The 24,960-nt window shown below is 57.7% G+C and carries 18 protein-coding genes; 8 read left to right on the top strand and 10 right to left on the bottom strand.

The window, feature by feature from the left end; genetic code table 11:
• Positions 1-86 precede the first annotated feature (86 nt).
• The 7 genes from cmoB to C9422_RS20510 form a co-directional block, all read right to left on the bottom strand.
• Positions 87-1,043: a tRNA 5-methoxyuridine(34)/uridine 5-oxyacetic acid(34) synthase CmoB gene (gene cmoB, locus C9422_RS20475; RefSeq protein ID WP_116581924.1), complete on the bottom strand. Its 957-nt coding sequence runs from the start codon at positions 1,041-1,043 to the stop codon at positions 87-89.
• Positions 1,040-1,783, bottom strand: coding sequence for a carboxy-S-adenosyl-L-methionine synthase CmoA (gene cmoA / locus C9422_RS20480; protein ID WP_007971757.1), 744 nt, complete (start codon positions 1,781-1,783; stop codon positions 1,040-1,042). Before cmoA ends, cmoB begins: the two co-directional genes overlap by 4 nt.
• Before the next feature lie 132 nt (positions 1,784-1,915).
• Positions 1,916-2,551 carry a lysoplasmalogenase gene (locus tag C9422_RS20485; RefSeq protein ID WP_116581925.1) on the bottom strand — a complete coding sequence of 212 codons (636 nt, stop codon included), beginning with the start codon at positions 2,549-2,551 and terminating at the stop codon, positions 1,916-1,918.
• A gap of 2 nt (positions 2,552-2,553) precedes the next feature.
• A complete protein-coding gene (locus C9422_RS20490) occupies positions 2,554-2,946 on the bottom strand; it encodes a protease inhibitor I42 family protein (protein ID WP_116581926.1) in 393 nt (130 codons plus the stop codon).
• A 230-nt stretch (positions 2,947-3,176) separates the two neighbouring features.
• On the bottom strand, positions 3,177-5,594 hold the full coding sequence (gene lon, locus C9422_RS20495) for an endopeptidase La (protein WP_116581927.1): 2,418 nt from the start codon (positions 5,592-5,594) through the stop codon (positions 3,177-3,179).
• Between the two features lie 287 nt (positions 5,595-5,881).
• Positions 5,882-8,293, bottom strand: coding sequence for a glucose/quinate/shikimate family membrane-bound PQQ-dependent dehydrogenase (locus C9422_RS20500; RefSeq protein ID WP_116581928.1), 2,412 nt, complete (start codon positions 8,291-8,293; stop codon positions 5,882-5,884).
• Positions 8,294-8,507: 214 nt separating this feature from the next.
• Positions 8,508-9,890 carry a carbohydrate porin gene (locus C9422_RS20510; RefSeq protein ID WP_116581929.1) on the bottom strand — a complete coding sequence of 461 codons (1,383 nt, stop codon included), beginning with the start codon at positions 9,888-9,890 and terminating at the stop codon, positions 8,508-8,510.
• A gap of 265 nt (positions 9,891-10,155) precedes the next feature.
• Between C9422_RS20510 and C9422_RS20515 the strand changes: the two genes are divergently transcribed.
• The gene (locus tag C9422_RS20515; protein WP_007975135.1) at positions 10,156-10,386 is read left to right on the top strand and encodes a VF530 family DNA-binding protein; all 231 of its coding nucleotides are present in this window, start codon (positions 10,156-10,158) and stop codon (positions 10,384-10,386) included.
• Between the two features lie 2 nt (positions 10,387-10,388).
• On the top strand, positions 10,389-11,030 hold the full coding sequence (locus C9422_RS20520) for a Pr6Pr family membrane protein (protein WP_116581930.1): 642 nt from the start codon (positions 10,389-10,391) through the stop codon (positions 11,028-11,030).
• Positions 11,031-11,174: 144 nt separating this feature from the next.
• Here C9422_RS20520 and C9422_RS20525 read toward each other — a convergent pair whose 3' ends face one another.
• Together C9422_RS20525 and C9422_RS20530 are read right to left on the bottom strand one after the other, a co-directional pair.
• Complete coding sequence (locus C9422_RS20525) at positions 11,175-11,960, bottom strand: siderophore-interacting protein (RefSeq protein ID WP_116581931.1); 786 nt, start codon at positions 11,958-11,960, stop codon at positions 11,175-11,177.
• On the bottom strand, positions 11,957-12,532 hold the full coding sequence (locus C9422_RS20530; protein ID WP_116581932.1) for a PadR family transcriptional regulator: 576 nt from the start codon (positions 12,530-12,532) through the stop codon (positions 11,957-11,959). The genes C9422_RS20525 and C9422_RS20530 overlap by 4 nt, the downstream gene beginning before the upstream one ends.
• Before the next feature lie 519 nt (positions 12,533-13,051).
• Here C9422_RS20530 and C9422_RS20535 point away from each other — a divergent pair.
• The 6 genes from C9422_RS20535 to C9422_RS32980 all read left to right on the top strand — a co-directional run bounded on the left by C9422_RS20535 (position 13,052) and on the right by C9422_RS32980 (position 20,172).
• The gene (locus tag C9422_RS20535; RefSeq protein WP_095964862.1) at positions 13,052-13,540 is read left to right on the top strand and encodes a CS1 type fimbrial major subunit; all 489 of its coding nucleotides are present in this window, start codon (positions 13,052-13,054) and stop codon (positions 13,538-13,540) included.
• 109 nt (positions 13,541-13,649) lie between these two features.
• Positions 13,650-16,172: a TcfC E-set like domain-containing protein gene (locus C9422_RS20540; protein WP_116581933.1), complete on the top strand. Its 2,523-nt coding sequence runs from the start codon at positions 13,650-13,652 to the stop codon at positions 16,170-16,172.
• Positions 16,173-16,200: 28 nt separating this feature from the next.
• Positions 16,201-17,469 (top strand): hypothetical protein, encoded by a 1,269-nt coding sequence (locus C9422_RS20545; protein WP_256589998.1) that lies wholly within the window; start codon positions 16,201-16,203, stop codon positions 17,467-17,469.
• A 54-nt stretch (positions 17,470-17,523) separates the two neighbouring features.
• On the top strand, positions 17,524-18,264 hold the full coding sequence (locus tag C9422_RS20550) for a molecular chaperone (RefSeq protein WP_116581934.1): 741 nt from the start codon (positions 17,524-17,526) through the stop codon (positions 18,262-18,264).
• Between the two features lie 98 nt (positions 18,265-18,362).
• Complete coding sequence (locus C9422_RS20555) at positions 18,363-18,851, top strand: CS1 type fimbrial major subunit (RefSeq protein WP_116581935.1); 489 nt, start codon at positions 18,363-18,365, stop codon at positions 18,849-18,851.
• A gap of 751 nt (positions 18,852-19,602) precedes the next feature.
• On the top strand, positions 19,603-20,172 hold the full coding sequence (locus tag C9422_RS32980; RefSeq protein WP_371924809.1) for a hypothetical protein: 570 nt from the start codon (positions 19,603-19,605) through the stop codon (positions 20,170-20,172).
• Between the two features lie 60 nt (positions 20,173-20,232).
• Here the strand turns inward: C9422_RS32980 and C9422_RS20565 are convergent, their stop codons facing one another.
• A complete protein-coding gene (locus tag C9422_RS20565; protein WP_116581937.1) occupies positions 20,233-24,870 on the bottom strand; it encodes a dermonecrotic toxin domain-containing protein in 4,638 nt (1,545 codons plus the stop codon).
• Positions 24,871-24,960: the final 90 nt, after the last annotated feature.

Consider the following 24,960-nt stretch of genomic DNA (forward strand, 5'->3'; position numbering starts at 1 on the left):
AAAGATCGCAGCCTTCGGCAGCTCCTACAGGGGATCGCGATACACGTGTAGGAGCTGCCGAAGGCTGCGATCTTTTGATCCTGCTTTTATTTACGGGCGACAATCACCGCCCGCATCGGCGCCGGCAGTCCTTCAATCGTCTTGCTGTGATCGTCTGGATCCAGAAAATCGCTCAGCGACTGATACTTCATCCACTCGGTGCCACGCTGTTCCTCGACAGTGGTGGTGCTCACATCCACGCACCTCACATCGCTGAACCCGGCACGTCGCAGCCACAACTCCAGCGCCGGCACCGACGGCAGGAACCACACGTTGCGCATCTGCGCGTAGCGGTCTTCCGGCACCAGCACCTGGTGCTTGTCGCCTTCGACCACCAGCGTTTCCAGCACCAGCTCACCACCCTTGACCAGGCAGTCCTTCAGCGCCAGCAAATGTTCGATGGGCGAGCGGCGGTGGTAGAAAACACCCATGGAAAATACCGTGTCGAAGCCTTCTAGGTTCGGCGGCAGGTCTTCGAAGGGGAAGGGCAGGTGCCAGGCGTTCGGTTCGGACAGGTAGCGCTGTACCGCCTGGAACTGGCAGAAGAACAGCCAGTTCGGGTCGACACCGATCACGCTGTCGGCCCCGGCGCCGAGCATGCGCCACATGTAATAGCCGTTGCCGCAGCCGACATCGAGGATGCGCTTGCCCACGAGGTCCAGATGCGGGGCGACCCGCGACCACTTCCAGTCCGAGCGCCATTCGGTGTCGACGTGCACGCCGAACAGGTCGAACGGGCCCTTGCGCCACGGCGACAGGCCCATCAATGCGGAACGCATTTGCGCGCGGGTTGCATCGTCGCAATCGGTGTCCAGCTTCAGGCCGTTGAGCAAATCGACTTCGCTTGGCTGGATCTGCGGCAGGGCGTCCAGCGCGCTTTGCCAGCGCTCCAGGTCGCCATGGCCTTTTTCCATTTTCTTGTCGAGTTGCGCCTGCAGGGTGTTGGCCCATTCGGCCAGCGGCGTGCCGGCCAGACGGCGGGCGAGGGGAGACAGATCAATCATGGCAGGGCAATCAACGAGGCAAAGTTAAGACACTGGAACCACGGCACGACTTTCGAGAACCCGGCGGCCAACAGGCGTTCGCGGTGTTCTTCGAGGCTGTCGGGCTTCATGACGTTTTCGATGGCGCTGCGCTTCTGGGCGATTTCCAGTTCGCTGTAGCCGTTGGCGCGTTTGAAGGCGATGTGCAGGTCGGTGAGCAACGCGTGTTCCTGCTCGTCTTCGAAACGCAGTTTTTCCGAGAGGATCAGGGCGCCGCCGGGCAGCAGCGACTGACGGATACGCGTCAACAGCGCGGTGCGTTGGTCCGGGGCGATGAATTGCAGGGTGAAGTTCAGCGCTACCACCGAGGCCGGCTGGAATTCCAGCGCCAGGATGTCGCCCTCGATCACCTCGACCGGCAGCAACTCCTGGAACATCGAGTCCTGGCCATTGAGGTATTCGCGGCAACGCTCGACCATGGCGGCGGAGTTATCCACAGCGATGACGCGGCAACCTTCGGTGCGCACATGCCGGCGCAGGGCCTGGGTCACGGCACCCAGCGACGAGCCCAGGTCGTAGAGCACGCTGCCCGGTTGGGCGAACTGCGCGGCGAGCACGCCGAGGTTTTCGACGATGGTCGGATAGCCCGGCACCGAGCGCTTGATCATGTCCGGGAACACCCGCACCACGTCCTCGTTAAAGGCGAAGTCAGGCACCTGGGCCAAAGGCTGGGCGAAAAGGCGATCGGGTTCTTTGCTCACGGCGGTTCCAGCGGTATCGGTGAAAAGGCCGGCATTTTAGCCAAGTTGGCGCGGGGATGCGCGGGTTGTCTGATCAACCGCCAAATCAAAAGATCGCAGCCTGCGGCAGCTCCTACACAGGCTGCGATCTTTTTAACGTTCTTTCTGAGCAAACGCGGAAGCGGTAATACCCCACTGCCCCAGCCAATAGCTGAGGATGATCACGTAGGGCGCCGCATCGAACGGCACCACGAACCGGCTGATGCCAATCACACTGTCCGAAAACACAAACGCCACCGCACCACCGGCGGCCAGCAGGGCCGAACGCTTGGGCACATCACTGCCAAGCCGGGCCAGCGCGCGCCAGAGCATGGCGCTGATTGCCAGGCCGTAGACGATCACCGGAACCAGTAGTGGCCCCAGTCCATGAGAAATCAGAATCCCCAACAGCACCACACCCACGCCGAGGGCGATGATCAGGGGTAAAAGAGCCAGGCGCCGGCAATCGCTCAAGTAAGCTTTCAGATACGCCAGGTGGGCGACCAGAAATGCGCCGAGGCCGAACACGAACAAGTCACCCGGCAAGGCCAGCAACACGTCGCCGACCAAGGAGAAAATCAAGCCCAGGCTGATCCAGCGCCGATATTCGCCGGGTGGTGCGTCGTGCAGCCAGCCGAGCAAGGCCAGCACCGGCAGCGGCTTGACCAGCAGGCACAGCATGGAGGCATGCACGCTCAGGCCATAAAGGAAGGTCACCGCGCCCATCAGCGCCAGAATCAGCCAGCCCACGGTCAGTTAACCGAGATCGCGCAGTCGAACGAGTCCACCGGCAGCACTTCCGGCGCCCACGGCTGTTGCGAGGTCAGGCGCAGACGTCCTGTGCCGGTCGCAAAAGCCTGGAAGCGCCAGGTCGAAACCCCGGCCGAACCGACGATGCCGGCATCTTCCGGATTTCGATACACCTCTGGCCCCAAGGCGTGCAGTACGCCGCCGGCCGAATCCTGGATCGCCCAGCGATAACCCGTGGTCGGGTTGCTTGGCAGGGACAGGATCAGGTTTTGCCCGTTGCTGAGTTTCACCGGGCATTCGCTCTGTTTTTCCACGGTCACGTTGTGTGCAGGTTGCGTGGCGCACGCGGCCAGCAAGGCGAGGGCGAGGGGGACAAGCAGGCGAATGGAGGACATGGGGTCGGGGGCTCCGGCGTTGGCGACGAACGGCGAGCATAACTGAAGATGAGACAAAGTGTGACGGTCGACCAGGGATAGCCGAGGAAGTGGTATCGACAGTGCTGGCGCCTTCGCGGGCAAGCCCGCTCCCACAGGGAATTGAGTCGGTCACAAAATTTGTGTGCACCCTCAATCACTGTGGGAGCTGGCTTGCCAGCGAAAGCGGCGGAACAGACGCTAGATAACTATCAGAACAATACTTTTGCCACATCCGCAAAGCGCTTGGCAAAGTGCACGGTAATGCCCTCCTTCAGATACTCCGGCAGTTCCTCGAAATTACCCCGGTTGGCCTCCGGCAGAATCAGCTCGAAAATCTTCTGCCGCCGCGCTGCAATCACCTTCTCGCGAACCCCGCCAATCGGCAGTACATGCCCGGTCAACGTCAGCTCACCGGTCATGGCCACGCCTTTTTTCGGTGGTTGGTTGCGTGCCAGCGACAGCAGGGCGCTGGCCATGGTCACGCCGGCGCTAGGGCCGTCTTTCGGCGTGGCGCCTTCCGGCACGTGCAGGTGCACGAAGGCTTCGTCGAAGAACTTCGGATCGCCGCCATAGGACTTCAGGTGCGAGCTGACGTAGCTGTAGGCGATCTCCGCCGACTCTTTCATCACGTCACCCAGTTGCCCGGTGAGCTTGAACCCACGGTTGAGGGTGTGGATGCGCGTGGCTTCGATCGGCAGGGTCGCGCCGCCCATGCTGGTCCAGGCCAGGCCAGTGATCACGCCGACCCCCGCCAGCACCTGCTCGTTGCGGAACACCGGTTTGCCGAGCGACGCTTCGAGATCTTTCGGGCCGAGCTTGATCACCGCTTTCGGTTCGTCGAGCAGTTTCATCACCGCTTTGCGCACCAGTTTGCCGAGGTTTTTTTCCAGCTGGCGCACGCCGGCTTCACGGGCATAGCCGTCGACCAGCGCCTTGAGCGCGCTATCGCTGATGCTCAGGCTGCCCTTGGACACGCCGGCTTTCTCAAGTTGCTTGGGCCACAGGTGACGCTTGGCGATGGCGACTTTTTCTTCGGTGATGTAGCCCGACAGGCGAATCACTTCCATGCGGTCGAGCAACGGGCCGGGGATCGAGTCCAGGGTGTTGGCGGTGCACACGAACAACACCTTCGACAGGTCCATCCGCAGGTCCAGATAGTGGTCGAGGAATTCGACGTTCTGTTCCGGATCGAGGGTTTCCAGCAAGGCCGAGGCCGGGTCGCCCTGGTAGCTCTGGCCCATCTTGTCGATCTCGTCGAGCATGATCACCGGGTTCATCACTTCGACGTCTTTGAGCGCTTGCACCAGTTTGCCCGGCTGCGCGCCGATGTATGTGCGGCGATGGCCCTTGATCTCGGCTTCATCGCGCATGCCGCCAAGGCTGAAGCGATAGAACGGCCGACCCAGGGATTCGGCGATGGATTTGCCGACGCTGGTCTTGCCCACGCCCGGCGGGCCGACCAGCAGCACGATGGAGCCGCTGATCTCGCCTTTGTAGGCACCAACGGCGAGGAATTCGAGGATGCGGTCCTTGATGTCGTCGAGGCCGGCGTGGTGTTTGTCCAGCACCTTGCGCGCGTGCTTGAGGTCGAGTTTATCCTCGCCGTACACGCCCCACGGCACCGAGGTCGCCCAGTCGATGTAATTGCGGGTGACCGCATACTCCGGCGAGCCGGTCTCGAGGATCGACAGTTTGTTCATTTCCTCTTCGAGGCGTTTCTGCACCTGCGCCGGCAGGACTTTGCCCACCAGCCGCTGCTCGAACTGTTCAAGGTCGGCGCTGCGATCGTCCTTGGTCAAGCCCAGCTCCTGCTGGATGACCTTGAGTTGCTCCTTGAGGAAGAACTCGCGCTGATGTTCACCGATCTTGCGGTTAACTTCGGCGGAAATCTCTTTTTGCAGGCGCGCGACCTCGACTTCCTTGCGCAGCATCGGAAGGACTTTTTCCATGCGCTTGAGCATCGGCACGCAGTCGAGCACTTCCTGCAGCTCACTACCGGTGGCCGAGGTGAGCGCGGCGGCGAAGTCGGTCAGCGGCGACGGGTCGTTGGGGCTGAAGCGGTTGAGGTAGTTCTTCAACTCTTCGCTGTACAACGGGTTGAGCGGCAGCAGTTCCTTGATCGCGTTGATCAGCGCCATGCCGTAGGCCTTGACCTCGTCGGTCGGCTCGGTGGGCTGGTGCGGGTATTCGACTTCCACCAGATACGGCGGGCGATGGTGCTTGAGCCAGGTTTTCAGACGCACACGGGTCAGGCCCTGGGCGACGAATTGCAGTTTGCCGTTTTCGCGGCTGGCGTGGTGCACCTTGACCAGGGTGCCGTAGAGCGGCAGGGCCGAGGTGTCGAAGTGACGCGGATCTTCCTGGGGCGTGTCCATGTAGAACAGGGCCAGGGAGTGGTGTTCGGACTTGGCCACCAGGTCGAGGGTCTCGGCCCACGGCTCTTCGTTGACGATGACCGGCAGGACCTGGGCCGGGAAGAATGGCCGGTTGTGGATCGGGATGATGTAGACCTTGTCCGGCAGGTTCTGGCCGGGCAGGGCCAGGCCTTTGCCGGGTTTGTGCTGTGGAGCGTTTTGCGGATCGGCGTATTCGCTCGGGTCTTCGGGGAATTCTTGCTGGTCGCTCATGGGGGCACCTGCACAATGGGTATGGGTCTTAGATGGGGCAGGTTGGCGGTGGTTTCAACGGTCATTTTCTGCAACGCCGTGTTTCGAAGGCGTGTTCAGCGCAGAGACAGGTTAGCTGGATTTCGGCACGACACTCCGCGCCTTTGCTTTTGTAGGAGCTGCCGAAGGCTGCGATCTTTTGATTTTCCAAGGTCAAAAGATCGCAGCCTTCGGCAGCTCCTACAGAGTGATAATAAAAAAGGCGACTCCTTCGCAGGAGTCGCCTTCATTTTGACTGCCGCTAAAACTTACTCGGACAGTTTGTACGCAATCACATAGTCACCCATCTTGGTGCCCAGTGAGCCGTGGCCACCGACGACCAACAGCACGTACTGCTTGCCGTCCTTGCCGGTGTAGGTCATCGGCGTAGCCTGACCGCCAGCCGGCAGGCGCGATTTCCAAAGCTCCTTGCCGGTATTGACGTCATAGGCGCGCAGGTACTGATCCAGCGTACCGCTGAGGAAGCCGACGCCGCCAGCGGTGACTATCGAACCGCCCATGCTTGGCACGCCGAGTGTCAGGCCGATCGGCAATGGCGAGCTGTCGCGGCTGGTGCCGTTCTTGCGTTTCCACACGACTTTGCCTGTGGTCAGGTCGATGCCGGCCACATAGCCCCAGGCCGGCGCCTGGCAGGGTACGCCGAACGGCGACATGAACGGGTGCATGATCACCGCGTAAGGTGCGCCGGTGTTCGGTTGCACGCCCGCGGTTTCGCTCTCGCGCTTGCTGTCGGCCGCGACTTCGGCGCGAGGCACCATTTTCGAGACGAAGGCCATGTAGTTCGGGCTGGTGAACAGCATCTGGCGAACCGGGTCGACCGAAACGCCGCCCCAGTTGAAGACGCCGACGTTACCCGGATAGATCAGGCTGCCCTGTTCCGACGGCGGGGTGTACTGGCCTTCGTAGCGCAGTTCCTTGAACTGGATGCGGCACAGCATCTGGTCGAACGGGCTGGCGCCCCACATGGCTTTTTCGGTCAGTTCCGGGGCCAGCAGGTTGAGGTCCGAACGGGCCTGGGTCGGTGCGGTGTGGTCACCTTTCACGGCGCCTTGCGGAGCCGGGATTTCCTTGATCGGGATGATCGGCGTGCCGTCACGACGGTCGAGTACGTACAGGCTGCCTTGCTTGGTCGGTTGGATCACCGCCGGCTTGATGCCGTCGGCGGTCTTCATGTCCAGCAGGGTTGGCTGGCTGCCGACGTCCATGTCCCACAGGTCATGGTGAGTGAACTGGTAGTTCCAGCGCACCTTGCCGGTGGCCAGGTCCAGTGCGACCAGGCCGGCACTGAACTTCTCGGCGCCCGGGGTGCGGTCTGCGCCCCACTGGTCAGGGGTCTGGTTGCCCAGTGGCAGGTAGACCATGCCGAGTTTTTCGTCGACGCTGGCCAGCGACCACATGTTGGCCGAGTTGCGGCTGTAGTGTTCGCCTTCTGGCAGCGGTTCGGTCGCGTCAGGATTGTTGCTGTCCCAGTTCCACACCAGATGACCGTCGTGTACGTCAAAGGCACGGATCACGCCGGAGGGCTCGTTGGTCGACTCGTTGTCGGTGACGTGGCCGCCCATGATCACCAGGTCACGGGTGATCGCTGCCGGCGAGGTGGCGTAGTAGCCACCGGGGGTGAACGGTCCGATGCCTTGGGTCAGGTCAACCACACCGTTTTTACCGAAACCTTCGCAGACCTTGCCGGTGTCGGCGTTGAGCGCGATCAGGCGTGCATCGGCAGTTGGCAGGTACAGGCGACGCGGGCAGGCCTGGGCGACGGCTTTGCCGGCTTCAGAGATGACGGCGGAGGCAGCGTTTTCAGACTGGGCGTAGGCCGCTTCGTCGTAGTACGACACGCCACGGCAGGTCATGTGGGCGAAGCCCTTGAAGCCCACCGGGCTCTTGATCTGCGGGTCGAAACGCCACAGTTCCTTGCCGGTGTCCGGGTCCAGCGCCAACACCTTGCTATGGGCGGTGCAGGCATAGAGCATGCCGTTGGCCTTGAGCGGGGTGTTTTCGTTGGTCAGTTCCACCGGGTCATCGGCGGTAGGCAGATCGCCGGTCTGGATACGCCAGGCTTCCTGCAGCTTGCCGACGTTGGCCGGGGTGATCTGCTTGAGCGGCGAGTAGCGGTCACCGAATTCGCTGCGGCCATAGGCCTGCCAGTCGCCTTCGGGCATCTGCGGCGCGGTGCTGGTCATGTCCGCAGTGTCACGGCCCAGTTCGCCCAGGGTCTCACCCGGGTGGGTGAACTGGCTGGCCACGGCGGTGACACCGGCCAGGACCACGGCCACGCTCAAGGCGCCCGTGCCCACAGGGGCAGGGCCGTTGATCAGCAATGGACGACGGAACCACGGCAGCAGCATCACCACGCCGAGGGCAAACCACAGCGCCAGGCGCGGCACCAGTTGCCACCAGTCGAGGCCGACTTCCCACAGCGCCCACACAGTACTGGCGAACAGCACCAGTGCGTACAGGCCCAGCGCCGCTCGGCGGGCGGCGATCAGCAACACGCCGCTCAGCGCAATGCCAATGCCGGCCAGCACGTAGTACAGCGAGCCGCCGAGCATGCTCAGCTTGATCCCCCCGGCCAGCATGGCCAGGCCCATTAGCAGAAGCAGTATGCCGAGCAGGGTCGGCAACAGACGGCTTCGACCCAAGGCACCATCAGTGCTCATAGTGTGATTCTCCGTGATGTTTCATAGAGTCCCGCGCAAGTTCACTGTAGATGACGATCTTGTGCGGGCATGGTTCAGATAAAAGCTGTTGGGTTCACGCAATCCCTTGTGGGAGCGGGCTTGCTCGCGAAAGCGGTGGTTCAGGCAGCACAAATGTTGGCTGTAATGACGCCTTCGCGAGCAAGCCCGCTCCCACAGGGTTTTATGGTGTTGCTCAGAACGACGACTGGATCTTGATCCCGCCAATCAGCGCGTCGTCGACCTCGTTCACGCCACCGGGATGGCGGATGTATTGCAGGTTCGGGCGCACGGTCAGCCAGTTGGTCACGTGCACGCCGTAATAGAGTTCGGCGCTGTATTCGGTGTCCTGGGGTGGCAGGTAGGACGGATTGTCGTAGTCGAAAACGGCGTGGGCCTGGTTGGTCGCCTCGGCGTTCTTGCGATAGGCCGGGTTGACGTGGACGCGGGCCATGGCAAAACCGATGTCGTCCCGGGCGCGCGCGTCGAACGGGCCTTTGTAGACGAGGCCGGCCTGGACGTAGTTGTCGATGGCATTGGTCTTCTTGTCGTGCATTGTGCCGTTGGCGAACAGGCTCAGGCCGCGGGAATGATCGCTGGCCAGGCTGGTGACTTGCTGCTGGAGACCCAGCCACATGCCGTGTTTGCTCGAGGCGCTGCGGTAGGCTTCGCCACTCAGGGCGGCAGGCTGGCCGTTGCTGTCCTTGTAGACGTCGGTGGCGTTGGCGCTGCTGTAGTAGTAACCGGCGCGGTATTCACCCGGCAGGCCGTTGAGTTTCGGCGTCCACACCAGCTCCACCGGCAGGAGCGCACCCTGGGTGCCGCTGCCGCTGAGTTTGAAGCCGTTGTCGCGATCCAGGTTCGACGGGTTCTGTTCGTACGCGCCGACCTGTGCATATAGCTCTGGCGTCAGGTGATATTTGACCCGCATCGCCCACTGGCTGACCGGCCAGTTGTACCAGATGTCGCCCGCCCAGTTGCCGACCTGGGAGCCGCAGAACGCCAGGTTCTGGAAATCGCAAGGGAAGCTGTTGAAGTCTTCGCCTTCGCCGAAACGGCCGACCTTGATGTCGAGTTTTTCGTCGAAGAACTTCTGCTGGTACCACATCTGCGTCAGGCGCCAGGTCTGGCCGCGGCCCCAGACTTCCTGGGCCGAGGTGAAACCGCCGACACGCGGATCGTTGATGCGGTCGTTGCTGATGTTGTTGCCGCTGCGTTCGGTGATGGTCAGCTGGAACTCGGCGTCGTCCCAGCCGAGGATTTTCTGCAGGTCCAGATGGGTGCCCAGGCCGAACTGGTCGCTGTAGCGGGCCGTGCGGTCGTGGTCGTAGCCGCCGTGCAGGTTGCTGCCCATTTCACCGGTGTAGTCGACTTTGAAGTCGTAGCCTTTTTCCGCAAGTTCGCTGCGAGTGCCGTTCCAGTCGCCGAGCATCCACGGCGAATCGCTATCGAAGGCCGGAGCCGAGTGAGCGCAAGTGGCAAAGCCCAAAGCGGTGAGTCCGCCTATCAGGTTGAAGGTTTTTCGGCAGGCAACAGGTTTGAAGACAGCGCTGTCTTTCGAAAGCTGGAAATCAGGCATAGAGAAGAAATTCTTGATCTTTTTCTGGGGATTAAACGGAAGAAATGGCTAGCAGAAGCGTTTCAGCTAAAGCGGGCGCAAGGATAATGATCTGTTACAAATAGAGAAAGGGCTTTTACTGACATGCAGCCTTTCGGATTTGGTAACAGTGACAAAAGATCGCATGCCTTTGTAGGAGCTGCCGAAGGCTGCGATCTTTTCCGTTTCACCTACATTTAACGTAAGGTGCGCGACTTCCAATTCCCACTCTGCTTGAAGGCCCGGCATGACCGAACACAACATCGACCCGCTGCACGGCGTGACGCTGGAGCAAATCCTCAACGCCCTGGTTGAACACTACGAATGGTCGGGGCTGGCCGAACGCATCGATATCCGTTGCTTCAAGAGCGACCCGAGCATCAAGTCGAGCCTGACGTTCCTGCGTAAAACCCCGTGGGCGCGGGAGAAGGTCGAACGCCTGTATGTGAAGTTGATGCGCACTAAACGACCGCTCTGAACATGGTCAGTCCGTGCGCGTTGCGCCGCCGTTTTGTGGTCGTGGCTGCCATGCTCGGCTGGGCGGGATTGAGCATCCAGATGTACCTGATTTTCTATTCGCGCTGGACGCTGGGGGCCAGTCTGATCGGTGGGCTGATGAGTTTTTTCAGCTATTTCACCGTGCTGAGCAACACCCTGGTGGCGACGGTGCTGACCTGTGAACTGACGTCTCGCGAGTCCGCCGCGCGACGCTGGTTTTTACAGCCCTGGGTCAGTAGTGGCATTGCTGTGAGCATCACGGTCGTCGGTCTGGCGTACAGCGTATTGCTTCGCCATCTATGGCATCCCGAAGGCTGGCAATGGCTGGCCGATGAGCTGATGCATGACGTCATGCCGCTGCTGTTCCTGGGGTATTGGTGGTTCTGTGTACCGAAAGGCTCATTGCGCTGGGGGCATATCGCGTTGTGGGTGATTTATCCGCTGGTGTACTTCGCTTACTCGTTGCTGCGCGGGCATGTGCTGGCGACTTATCCGTACCCGTTCATTGATGTGGACAAACTGGGTTATCCACAGGTGTTCATCAATGCCGGGGGATTGTTGGCGGGGTTTGTAGTGATTGCGCTGGGGGTGGTGGCGCTGGATCGGTGGCGTGCTCGAATGTAGGCACTTTTGTGGCGAGGGAGCTTGCTCCCGCTGCACTGCGCAGCAGTGCTAAAACCCGGGTTGTGCCTGGATAACTTCGGTTGCTGATTTTGCGACTGCTTCGCAGCCGAGCGGGAGCAAGCTCCCTCGCCACAGGTACGGTGGTCACTCCTCGTCGCTGCCATCCAGCCGCCAGTAACCCACCGCTTTGACGAACTGCTCATCCAGCCCATGCTCATCGAGCAACACCCGACGAATCTGCCGCGACACCTTGCTCTCGGTCGCCACCCAGGCGTACAGGCTGCCGGCCGGCACCTGGATCTGGCGCACGGTGGTCAGCAGATTGTCCTTGCCACCTTCGCGCAGCACCCAGATCACGTTGACCTCGGCAGCACTTTCCAGCACTTGCTGCTCCTTGCCGTTTTCCACTTCCACGATCACCAGCGCACGGCGGTTGGCCGCCAGGCTTTCGAGCCGCCGGGCGATGGCGGGCAGGGCGGTTTCGTCGCCGATCAGCAAGTAGCTGTCGAACATGTCCGGCACGATCATCGAACCCCGCGGCCCGCCGATGTGCAGGAACTGCCCCGGTTTGGCCTGTTCCGCCCATGTCGAGGCCGGGCCGTCGCCGTGCAGCACGAAGTCGATGTCCAGTTCCAGGGTGTTCAGGTCATAACGGCGCGGCGTGTAGTCGCGCATCTCGGGCAGCGGGCCGTTGTCCTTGCCGGCGCCCAGCACCAGGGTTTCCAGGGCCGCAGACTGCTCGGCGTTCTGCGGGAACAACAGTTTGACGTGATCGTCGGTACCCAGGCTGACGAAGCCTGCCAGCTCCGGCCCGCCCAGGGTAATCCGGCGCATGCGCGGGGTCAGCTCGACCACACGCAACACTTCCAGGCGACGGCGTTTGATTTCGTGCATGACGCGGTGAATGGTTTGCGCGATCACTTCAGTCATTCGGCTTTCTCCTGAACGGGTTGAACGGCAGGGCCGTCGACGATGGCTTTGGCGGTGTTGTTGAGCAGGGCCGCGACGCGCTGGATTTCTTCCGGGCTCCAGCGGCCGTGATGCAGTTGCAGGGCATGGCGCAGGTTGTGCACCGCCTCGTGGATTTCGGCCGGGCGATCATGGCCGCGCAACGAACGCTTGCTGACATCGATGCGCACCCGCACACCTTCAAGGGCAACGGCCTGCTCGGTCAGGGACTGGCGTCCGGCGTCGGTCGCGCTGTAGCGTTTTTTGCCGCCTTCGGCGTCGCCGGTGATCAGTTCGCTTTCTTCAAGAAAAGTCAGGGTCGGGTAGATCACGCCGGGGCTGGGACTGTAGGCGCCGTCGAACATGCCTTCGATCTGGCGGATCAGGTCGTAGCCGTGGCACGGCTGTTCGGCGATCAACGCCAGCAACAGCAATTTCAGGTCGCCGGGGGCAAATACTCGCGGGCCACGACCACCGCGTTCGCGGCCAGGGCGTTTCTCGAAGCCGTCGCGGCCGTCGCCGTGTTCGCGATGGGGGGAATGATGGTCTCTCATTTTTTGCGTTCTCTCTCGTCGTGTTTAGATACAACTTAAGATATATCTTAATTGGTCCGCAAGCCCCCCCGACCAACGGCTGATCACCACGCCAGGCGAAACCGCCGCTGAAAATGGCGCTTTCGCGGCGCCGAAAAAGGCTTTTAGAACGGGCGAACAAGTTGAAATTAGTGTTAACTCTCTAAATTGACGATTCACGCCTTAATACATTGGTTGTGTAATATCCCTCCTACAGAAGTTACTGTGTCGTTGTCGACCTTAATTGCCTGTGTATTGGCTTTATGTAGTCTTAATCTGACAGCCGAACAGTGACTTTATCAATATTCAAGTATTTTTCATGCCATGGTCGTGGCCCTTTGGCTACGCGCTTTGAGGAACTTGCCTGCTTACTTTCCAGATTGTTTGATCGATCATCTTTCGGCGTTGAGAGTTGCGCTGGAACATCACTGCTCGTGACTGTTTTGCTTCAGCGAAACTTTCAATACTTAGATCCTTTTTTTAAACGACAGGTACTGAAAGATGTTCAAGAAAATCGCGTTCGCTGCTCCTCTGGCTGTTCTGGCTCTGAGTTCCTCGATGGCGTTTGCCGCGGAAGAAGCGCGCAGCACCATCAATATCAGCGCCACCATCCCAACTAGTGTATTTCACGCCAAGTCGGTGAACCCTGACTTCGGTAAAGATGAAAAAATGAACTACAACTTGGTAGATGGTACCCTGAGCTCACTGCGTGCTGCTTACGACGTCCGGCATACCAATGGCTCGGTCGGCGCTTATGTGGAAGGGGGACCACAGCCCCTGTTCAACGGTGCCAACAGCATTGCATTGACCTACACCTTCAACGGTGTGCCTTTGACCGGTGTTTCTCAAGAAGTGGTAGGCGATACCGAATCCAACGGCGGTATGCGCGCTGATCTGGTTATTGCCGCGGCCAAGCCATTGGACACTCAAACGGGGCTTTACACGGCCAATCCGGTTGTGATCTTCGATGCTATCCCGCGCATCCCTTAACAGGGTTATGACTTAAGGCTTGCCCTTATTCGTTAACGCTTACCGGTCGATAGGAAATCACTACCTGTCGATCGGGTTTTAACGCACTTATCTTCAGAGTATTTCGTTCATGTTCCCGATGACTCCCATCGCGACGGCGCTTGCCCTTTTTTTCTGCGCAACGGCTCTGGCTACAGCGGCGGAAAACGCCCATACACCTCGAAGTTTGTTGGCGCAGGCCAAAGGTTTGCCTAGCGAGTTTGAAGAGCATTTTTTTGATGTGCCATTAGCGGTGCGCGTGAAACTTGATAGACAATTTCTGGGGGAGGCGATGGTGGTGTTAACCCGCGACGATCGAATCACCCTTGTTGACTTCGCCGATGTCGGCGACAGCACGATCAAGGCCAGTGAACGCGACACTTGGTCGAACTATCTGAAACAGGGTGTCGCACTGGGCGGCTGCCAGGCCAAGTGCCCGGAGCAACTGTTGGCAGTGCACTACAGCCTTGAAAACTCGCTGGTGTCCATCCTCACGGAAAATGCCGAACGTGACGATCAGGCACAGCGTTACTACACACTGCCTGAAGGCGGTAGCACCGGGTTGATCGTACGTAATCAACTGAACCTCAACGGTGGCCAAAATCAGGATTTGGGTGGACGCTATGGTCTTGAGGCCAGCAGTAGCCTGGGCAGCTGGACTCAGGCGATCAATATGCAATTGTCCCGATTGGGCGGTATGGACAACACGCTCTATCACTCGGTGAATGAGCTTTTCACCCAGCGTGAACTGGAGGGTAGCTTCCTGCGCCTGGGCCTTTTCACACCTTCGTCCGAAGGGTTGACCCGACAGCCGCGCACCTTTGGCACCACTCCAGACACTGCGCTGGGCGTCATGTACGGCAGCTCCGACAGCCTGGCCATCAATAATCCGAAACCGGCGGTCTATCCGATCTACGTCACCGCCAATCGGCAAGGCTCGGTGGAAATCTACCGTGATGGCTTATTGATCAATACCCAGGCAATGCCCGCCGGGTTGCAGACCCTCGATACCCGGCCGTTGCCGGGAGGGATCTATGAAGTGGAAGTACGCCTGATTGAAGACGGTCAGATCACCTCCAGCACCCAGGAGCTGGTCTACAAGCCCAGCAATTGGCGCAATCACGACGAGCGCTGGCGCTACAACCTGTTCGCCGGACGTGAATCCAAAGTGCTAAGCAATTGGGACGAACAGGACGACGGCGACATGACCGCCGGTGCGGCGTTCAACTACCTGTTGCATCCACGGGTCATCCTTGGCCTGAGCGGGCGGCAGGTGGGTGACGCCTTGCAATACGGCACGTCGGTCGACTGGGCGGTCGTCAACAATGCCAGCCTCTATGCCAATGTCTATCAGACCGAGAACTACGGCACCGGCCTCGACGTGCAGGGGCTCTACTCCTACGGTAGCGGCAGCATCGTCGCCAGCCACAACCGCAGCTGGCTCGACACGACTCGGCTCTACGACACCTTGCCCGACGGTACACGAGTGCGGCAGCGCAATGTGTTTGTCGGTCAGACCAGTAACTCTTCGCTGTCAGTCAATCATCGGTTGACCAGTAAAAGCTCGGTCAATGCCCGGGTGTCCCACAGCGAAGGCAACACCGAAGGTACGGGCATTGACCTTGGTTGGACCCAGCGCACCCAACTGTTTGGCAGTGATGCCAACTGGCGGTTGTCTGTGTTCGACCGACCCGGCAGTTTCAGTTCAGGTGACGACAGAAATCGAGGAATCGACCTGAGCGTCAACATCGCCCTTGGTGGCCCGGGTGAGCAGATCTCCGGCAGTATCGGTACCCGTACGGCTCGTGAGGGTGGCCGGGATAACAACGCGTCAATCACCTATCGCAAAGACCTTCAGGACCACCTGCTGCAAAGTGTTTCGGCCACGGCCATTACCGATACCTACGGTGTCGGCTTGAATGCCATGGCAAATATGCAATCAGACTTGGTCAACGGCGACGGTTTTATCCAGCGCTCGTCTTTCAACAACGACCTTACCGGCGGATTGAATCTGGACAGCACCATTGCCGTCGGCGCGCGCAAGATGGTCATGACTAGCCAGTACCACCGCGATGGTGCCGGCATGATCATCGATGTTGAGTCGGATATCGATGGCATCGTTCTACGCGCCGACGACTTGAGTGGCGGCAGTGCGGTACTGCGCCCGGGTCGTAATTTCGTGCCGCTCACGGCGTACAAAAGCAGTTCCGTCAGCTTCGATTTCGAGGGCAATCATGTGCCAGCGGCGAGTATCCAGCCGGCCCGCTCCAGCTATCACCTGAACAAGGGCGGCGTGGAGTACCGCAAGATCACCGTCAGCAAAAGCGTCACCGTGCTCGGTCGCCTCGTCGACCCTCAGGGTAAGCCGCTTAAGGGCCACCACATCATCAACCACGCCAGTCGTGGCGTGAGTGAGGTCGACGGCTTCTTTTCGATGGAAATGAATGCCAGTTCGCCAACGCTGGAAGTGCGTTTCGGTAATCAGCTGCTCTGTCAATTCCGCCTTGACCCGAACAACGCACGTAGTGAAAACGATGTGCTGATGATTGGGGATTTGCGCTGCACCGCGGAGACGTTGGCGGATGTGGCTGAAATCGTGCAGAGCGCCGGTTGAAAATTGCAACTTACGGTTTGGAGTCTTTATGTTGATCCCTTGGACTGTCTCGCAAATGCCCACGGCAAGGGCGATTGTGATCGGTTGCTGCCTAGCTGTATTGGCCATGGAAGCTGGTGCGATTGTGTTGCCTGTTACAGCAACCTTTAATCCTGAGCCGGGCAACCCCTTGAAAAACGAATTCAAGAACACAACACCCAATGTCGGGTTCTGCAACAACAATCCTGCTATTTGCCAGGCTCACAACATCTTCAGCCTGCGCTCCCACGTTGGTAACATTCCTCTCAATGGCCCCATCGAGCCTGATCACGCAGATGTGCGAAAAGGCGCGATGATCAAAACCCCTGCAGCTTGGCGTTCATTGCAAGTCAGGCACCGCGAAACCGGCGAAACAGCTACCGTGGAAGTGCGCATTGCAGGGATGGGAGGGGTTTACACACTGAGTCATTCTGCTCAGGAACTCACCGGCGTTTCGAATTTATTTCAGGCGCATTTACGATTGTGGGGAAGCCGATGGACAACTGCGCCGAATTCCTGCGTCAGCATCGGTAAAGAAGTTTACTACGGTTTTACGGGCTACGAGTTCTTTTGGCTTACTCCAAAAGAGGAAGTCTGTGCCAAACAGGCTAAATTTCAAATTCCAGGATTCGGCTTCCAGTATCTGGACTTTACCTATGAGCTGCGTACCCCAGATCCTCTAAAAATGTCCACGGGGATCTATGATGGCACACAGGTCTACACCATTAAGCCAAACGGCGATTTTGATTTGGGTGATGTCGTCGCTCCTCCGGATGATGTAATCCAGCTCGACTTTACCCTGACCGTTCAACATGCCCTTCGAGTCGATATTCCACCCGGGGGCAATCAAATTGAATTGGTACCCCAAGGCGGCTGGCAAGCCTGGCTGAATCAGGGACGTAAACCCACGCGCCTGTTCCGCGACCAAACCTTCAATATCTCTTCTTCGAGCCGCTTCAAGATGCAACTCGAATGTCAGTACGTCGTTGGCAACACCTGCGCATTACGCGACGCCGACTCTGCTGATCTGGTGCGCTTGAATACCAGCGTAAGCCTGCCCAGCGGCCTGGCTGATGCTGGGGGCCGAACCGTCCAGCGGCGGCCCTTGTTTCTCGATGGCAGCGGCACCGAGTTGTTCCAACCCAGTATTTATGTCGATCGCAAACCGGGAGCCCTGCACTTTGAAATAACTAAGGAATACGTCGAGCCGATGTTGCGCGAAGGCGTGGGTAAAACCTACACGGGCAATGTCACGGTGATTTGGGATTCGGAAGTTTAGGCCGTATTAGGGTCGGCCCGATTGGGCTGTGTTCAATAATTGAGGTATTACGTCATGAAGCGCCTGTTGGCACTGTTTGGTTATTCGCTGTTTTCTCACATGGCCCTTGCCGCGCCGCAGATCAATGTTGGGGTGGTCTACGAGTATCTGGATGGCGATAAAAGTTCATATCTGAAGCGCGTATTCAATGGTGGCGATAGCACCGCGTTCGTCAAGATCAATATTCTCGAAATTATCTACGATGCCGATGGCAAAGCCCGGGAGGTTCCTCTGGTGAACCAGGCGGATGGTACGTCGCGCGACGGGCTGATGGCCAGTCCGGCGCGATTGATCGTACCGGCCAATGGCATGCAGGGTTCGCGTTTGTTGTACATGGGCGAGCGTGACAAAGAACGTTACTTCCGCGTGCGTTATGTGCCAGTAGTGCCAGAAAAGGAAGATGAGTTCGTCATCTCCGAGCAGGAACGCGACGACTACAAGAAAAACCTGTCGGCCGGGGTTAACGTACTGGCGGGTTATGGCACGGTTTTTTTTGTTCGACCGAGAGAGACTCGCTTTGACAGCGTGATCGAGAACCAGGCAGGACAGTACCGGATCCGCAACAACGGCAATAGTGTGGTGGTGATCGACGAATTCAAGGATTGTTCGATCAAGAACGAGCAGGAATGCCAGCCAACCACCAAGCATCACATTCTGACCGGCCGAACATTCCAGTTCGAAAAGCAGGCTGGTCGGCACTACCGTTTTACGATGGTTGAAGGAAGCAAAAGCCAGAACCTGGATATCAAGGGTTGAAGTCGTAGTGGGGTGAGCGTCTGTTTGCTTCCAGGCTTTTTAGTTTTATATCGATTTCTTTGTTTGCAACATTGAAGTGCAAGCAACAGGTGAAGATCATGTTGAAAAAATGGATAACTGTCACCTCGATGGTGTGTCTGACGCTGGTGAGTGTTTACGCCTTTGCAATAGTGGAACGCGAAACCTTTGAAGTGTCAGTGACTATCCCTGTTGCGGAGTTTTATGTGTTGCCGGTGGATCCAGGGTGGATAGGGCATGAACAAAAATTGCCCTGGGATCTGACGACGGAGGAACTTGGATCGCTGCGTAAATATTTCGATGTAAAAAACGCCAATGGAGCGATTGCTGCGCGTTTGAGTGAGGAACCTTACTTAAGTAACGGCAGAGACGTCGACAACATTGTGCTGGATGTCACGTTCAATCGGATAAAACTCACGGTGGACAATGCCGAAGTAATTTCGGAACTGGACGGTAAAGCTGGCAAACGCGTGGAGTTGGTGATTGCAGCAGTCAAACCGGATGTTGGTTACAAATCCGGTGAGTACTACGGCAGTGTGCATATGATTTTTGAGGCTATCGCTCCTTGATTACCCTTGGCGCAATAAATGGCGTGTATTCCGTCATGTTGGAATTTCAGGTTAACTCATAATGAAGCTATTTTTTTCGCTAAGAACAATGGCAACGTTCTTGTTAATGGGAAGCTTGTTGGCTGGGTTGAATGCCACGCCCGCCAGCGGGGTGGAGCAGGAAATAAGCGCCAGGTTCGTGCCTGATCCGGCGAATCCCCTGATCAACCGGTTCGTTAACACGACCCCACAGAGCGGAGTGTGCCCAAACCATATAGCTGGCCGCTGTGCGCAATTAGGTATCTTCAGCCTGAGGGTACCCGGTTTGAGATTTGATTCTTCGCAGCCTATTCCAGCCGGGCATGCCGATCCCCGGCAAGGGGCGACCTTCAGTGTGCCGTCGAGCTGGCGCGCACTGGACGTTGTCCACAGTCGTACAGGTGAGCGAGAGACCGTTGAAGTACGAGTTGCAGGCATCGGTGGTACCTGGAATATCGCCCGCCCACCAGGAGTCAGTGCATGGACGCCGCCGGAGGGAGGCTATTGGCGCGGTCCATGGGTAAGACCGCCATCCCCCTGTACCGGTCTTAACATTAATGTTGCAGGAGTTAACTTCGCGTTTTTCTTTTGGCTGATTCCTGAAGGAGCGGGGTCCTGTGGCTTAGTACCTACTATGGATATTCCCTGGTTCAGGTTCAGCTCAGTCGAATACGTTTATGAGCTCAGGACCCCCAACCCCCTGGGCATGTCGTCAGGGGAATATCGTGGCTCATTGACCTACACCACCGGTCCAGGTGGTGACTTCGACATGGGGGATGTATTGCTGCCCAACGACAATGCGGTCACCCTTAACTTCACCCTGAGTGTCGAGCACTCGCTCAAGGTCGAAATCCCCCCAGGCGGCCATCGTATCGAATTGGTACCCCAAGGCGGTTGGCAGGCCTGGTTGAATCAGGGACGCAAGCCAGTGCGCCTGTTTCGCGACCAGACCTTCAACGTCTCGGCCTCCTCACGGTTCAAGATGCAGCTTGAATGTCAGCATTCCGTTGGCAACACCTGCGCATTGCGCGATGCCGACTCTTCTGATCTTGTGCCCTTGAGCACCAGCGTGACACTGCCACACGGCTTTACCGATGGAGCGGGACAACTCGTTGATCGTCGCCCCCTCCGACTTGATGGGAGTGGTACTGAGTTGTTTCAGCCTGGTTTATACGTCGATCGAAAGCCGGGAACTCTGCACTTTGAAGTGGCTAAGGAGCACGTCGAACAGATGTTGCGCGAAGGGGTTACCAAAACCTATATGGGGAATGTCACAGTGATCTGGGACTCGGAAGTGATCTGATAGCACGCCCCTGAAGACTCATTTACGAGTTCTTCAGGGGCGGTATAAGTTATTGATCGTTTAAACGTTGGCTCTTGTCATTGCTTCTCGAGTCAGACGCCGTGATAGTTCCTTTTCTTCGTCTCCCAAGTCGATGAGCAGCCGATTGTAAATATCTTCACTTATTGGAGTGCCGGAAAATACGATGTCTTGCTGAATCGAAAAACCGTTCATGAGTCCTATTAGTCTATTTCGCAATTCCGTGCGTTGAGTTGTTGTCAATTGTGTCGAATTGACCCATTCAAGCTGGGTGCTCCGTAGAGTATCGAGTCGTTCTGACTTGCCCAGATAGACCTGTTTGTTTTCTTCGAACTGCGAAGGGTATGTTTCACGAAGAAAACGTTCCCAGAAATCAAGCTCAAGCATTTTATTGACCAGTCCATCATCTTTCTCCAAGGACAGAACTGTGTCGTAGGCGCCGTCAATCATGGCATCGGTTACGCCAGCAACCGGTCTGTGAAGCATGCCTTCGGATTGCCAAGGGAGGCCCAGTCGTTTTGCCAATCCGGTCTGATAGGCCAAGTAAACTTCAACTTCGTCTGGATCACCTTCTCGGCTACTCATATCGGCTCTGGCAATATCGTTAACCAGCTCAAGGCGTGCCGAGCCTTTGGCGAGTGTCACTAGCTTGTTTTCAAGTTGCGCAGTATCGGTGGAGCCGGAATACGCTTCGAAGGCAAGTACTTCGATACCCATGTTGTTGAACAATTGTGCACCGGCATCGGAACATCTAACGGGATCGCTGGCCATAGCGAACAGTTTTTCCCTAAGCGGAGTATCAATATAGGTGGCGTCAAGCATGCGCCAAAGGCGTACTAGTAGTTGTGTCCGTGCTTCACCGCCGGTCTTATAGTCGGCAAAGTTCTGTGCCGCGTTAATGAAGGACATAAAAGGTTCGGCATTGGGTTCGTTTTTCAGTTCTTCCCAATGTTTAACACGTTCAGCAGCCAACTCAGGAACACCGATCCATATTGAAGTTGGGCGTGAAACACCGGTTGGGGGCAGCGCCCTTATCTCGTTTGGAAGAGCTAATTGTCGACGTATCTCACTAATGATCAGTTGGTGATAAGTCGATAGGTTTTCAGTGTCGAGGCGTGTTTGAGCTATTATCCATGCAGGGTTAGATCTTGGGCGCACATCTGGTATCAAGTTGATTGTGTTGCCCCGCATATCCAAGACAAAGTTTCGAGGTGCTGATCCCGAGAAAATACCTGCGGGCCAGGTGGTTACTCTAGTGTTTCTCAATCCGAGGAGTGTCAGTTTTCTCATGAATGAAATATCGGGCGGTATGGTTAATGGATTGTCGTCTAGTTCAAGTACCTTCAAACTCACCAGCCTAGATAGTCTTTGAACCGCTTCATGGCTAAAAGTAATCGTGTTAGCACTCAATCGCAGATATTCCAGTTGATGCATCGCGCCGATGTCAAATGGAAGCCATCTCAGTTCGCAACGGTTGGCGTTGAGTTCCCTGAGATTAGGGAAGTCCTTCAACACGCCGTATCGCTCGCTTGAAAATTTTGTGTCGTCGAGATTGAGGATCGTGATTTTGTTGAGATATTTTCTTAGCGCCGGAAGCTTTGACCACCAAATTTCCAAATCTAACGGCAACATCAGCCCTGAGAGATCTAGCGAGTAGGAGGATGGATCAGTGCGGCTGCCAAGTTCTGTGTTTTTTCGCTCGAAACAGTTGGTAAGGCGTTCGACGATGTGACTTACCCCATCGTTGAAAACTCTATAATCTTCCGAGTCCGGGCTATAGAGTTGCAACGGCTCCCAGCGATTGAGTATCCCCCTTAACTCAGCGAGATCCTTTTCCTGCTCTTCTATAGCCTTAAGCGGTTCACCTCGGGAGGTCAAAGCACTAGCAAATACATCAACCTCAGCCTCGCTAAAGTGCGGATGAAGATCCTGAATACGTTCGTGCAGTGTTTTTCCTTCTTTGCTGAGACCGCCTCCACGAACCAACAGCATCGTTTCATGCTCGACAATCGAACGGATGGGGGGCGTGGCGAGGACAGTCCTGCGCTCGCTTGACGGTGCTGACTTTACAATGACCCACTGCCTGAAATGCTCTGTATCGCCGGGTTTGTACCCCAACGCTTTTTGACCTTCGTTGCCCATGGCATGCAGCAAGGCCTCAAAGAAGACATCAGCATCGTGGATGGACTGATTCGAAGCATCGCGTACCTGATATTTTCCCGAGTTGTCTCGAATCAATACCCGAACCTGTGTTGCGTCCTCGGGCCCGGCACTACAACGAAGTTCGCCATCGAGTGCTCCCTGACGGATTTCTATACGCAGGTCGCCAAACATATCTGTATTAAGTCGCAACGCTCCCAATGCCAAGCGTTCGGTGTCGATGTTGCTCAATGTGTCGAGGTACAGACCCTGGGCTGCACGGACCGATTGCACTTCGAACTGGAGCTCTCGTGCCTGGGTTTTGAGTCGCAAGGGGAGCCGAAGTTTTCGCTCAATATATTGATGCTCCGAGGGTGTTGCGCCCGCCATGATGTTTTCTACAACTTGAGCAGGCAGTTCGGGGAAGTCGCTGAACAGCAAGGTGATCTTGGGAGATAACACAACTGGTGGGTTCACCGGTGCGCCCAGGCGCTGCAAAGTATCGGTAAGCAATGGAGGCGGTGGAGCGTTCTCCACATGCATCCGGCGCAGGGAGGCTTCTTCGGTACTGCTGATCTGACGGATCTGCTCAAGTTGCGCGTCGCTGAAGGTATCGGTTGTATGACCAAGTCGCCGCATCAATGTCGAGCCTTCCCACTCGCGCGGGTTTTCCGTTTCGCAGACCCAGGCCCCGTGACCATTGTGGCGCAGGGTCGGTGCGTAGGCATCGAAACGCTGCGGATGGCGGATGCGCTGTTGTCCGGTGACCGGATCGTCCAGCACTTCGAAGTGTTGATCGTTCAGGGGCAGGATACGCCGGCCCTGATGCTGGTGAAGACCCTGTCCATCAGGCCGGGCGTCCGTGGGTAAATCCACGTCGGTTCGTTGATAGGGGCTGAGGTCAGGGTTCCACAGGCGGGTCTCACCGTTTGCCAACTGCACCGGTTTCAAGCTTTCGAAAAACGGTGAGAGTTGCGCCCTTGCGACGTTGCCAATCGCGCCTCCCGCGGCGAACGCACCCAGTTGCACAACGCTTTGCAGCACGCCGATGGCTTGTTCGCCAGCCTCGGCGACGCGGCCTTCGGCCAGATCGACGAGGCCCTCGACCACCTCATCGGTCAGTTGATACGCGGTGTAGGCCAGCATCAATTCGCCCATGCCGGGCACCAGTGGCGTCGCCACCAGCAACGCGGCATTGAGAATGTCCGAGAGCATTTTTTCCAGGTTGTCCCACCAGGCCCAGCGAGCCATGCGGTCGGCGTACTCGGTGGAAATCGCGATGTCCCATGCGTCGTTGAGTACCTTGTTTATTTTTTGTCGGTGGAAGTAGCCCCACAGGTCGCCGTTGAAAACAGTGTCCCGATCGTTCCTGACGCTCGACAGGTGAAATTGCAGGTTGGGGTTATCCACCGGCGTATCCCGCCAGCTCGGCAAGTTGGAACCAGCCGGGGCCGGTTGCCATTTGACCTTGCTCAGTCGGTTGTTCAACCCGGCAAAAAAATGCCCGCGCTGCTGATGGGGCACGAACTGGCTGAAGAATTTTTGGTAGCTGCCGGGAGCGTCGGCATCGCGCAGTTGGCGTGTCAGTTCGGCCATGAACTCGAGCGACGACGGGTACTGCTTGAGCGGGTGCTGCGGGTCATGGGGAACATAGGCGATCACGGGCACGGTATCGGTCGCGGTGTTGGCATCAGGGGTGATCAGCACGATGCCGGTCAGGTGAATGTCCATCATCGACAGGTTGTAGCAGTCGACGGAGCGGCCCCTCCAACGCAGGTTCTTGCGGTCATCGAGCAGTCCCTGCACCAGGTCAAAGGCATCCTGCCCGATGTCGTTTTTCATCAGCGCCATGTTCGCCGCGATGTTGAGCGCGGTCTTGTGACTGAGGGTGACTTTGTGGCGCAGGACGTTGCTGGCCACCCGGTTATGCGGCAGCAGAAAATCTCTCAGGTGTTGTTGGTAACGGCTGCCGATATCCAGCTCGCGGCACAGCGACTTGAACTGCTCGATACTCAGCTTGTGCTTGAGCTGTACCACGCTGAAATGTCCGCGGGCGTCGGGGCGGGTGATGAATTCGGAGGCTTGGGTGAACGCCTCGTCACGGGAAAAATTGTGCAGGGCGGCATCCAGCAGCGAGACGGTGCGGCTGGTGGTTCCGCCGGAAAAGTCATGCACCCACCATGACGTTTCTGCCGGTGCATACAGCCGCAACCAGGTTTCTTCGACGTCATCTTCAACGCCGAAACGTTCTTTCAGTGCCTGTTGCAACAAGGGTTTGGCGAAGGCGTAGACATCCTGCAGTTTGCTGAACACCCGATCGACATCGTTTTGCGCGTTCCAGCCGAGCTTGATGCTCTGTTTTAACCGCTCCTGTAACACTTTTGTGGCATCAGCCTGCCAGTCGGGAATGCTTACCCGGTCAGTTTTCAGTGCGTTGATACGGGGGAGTGAGGCCTCTGATAGCCAGGAGGGGAGGGCCTTCCTGACCAGGTCGAAGTGGATGCTTTGATCCGGGTCTGAAATTCGATGTGGGTGGGGCATTGCCTGATCGTCCGTTGATCATGGATGGAGCGATCAGACTAGGCAGGCGGCAGTCCCAAAAAAAGCGCAAAAACCGGTTCGGAACGACGT

Source organism: Pseudomonas sp. B1(2018), from assembly GCF_003097365.1.
Classification (GTDB): Bacteria; Pseudomonadota; Gammaproteobacteria; order Pseudomonadales; family Pseudomonadaceae; genus Aquipseudomonas; species Aquipseudomonas laurylsulfatiphila.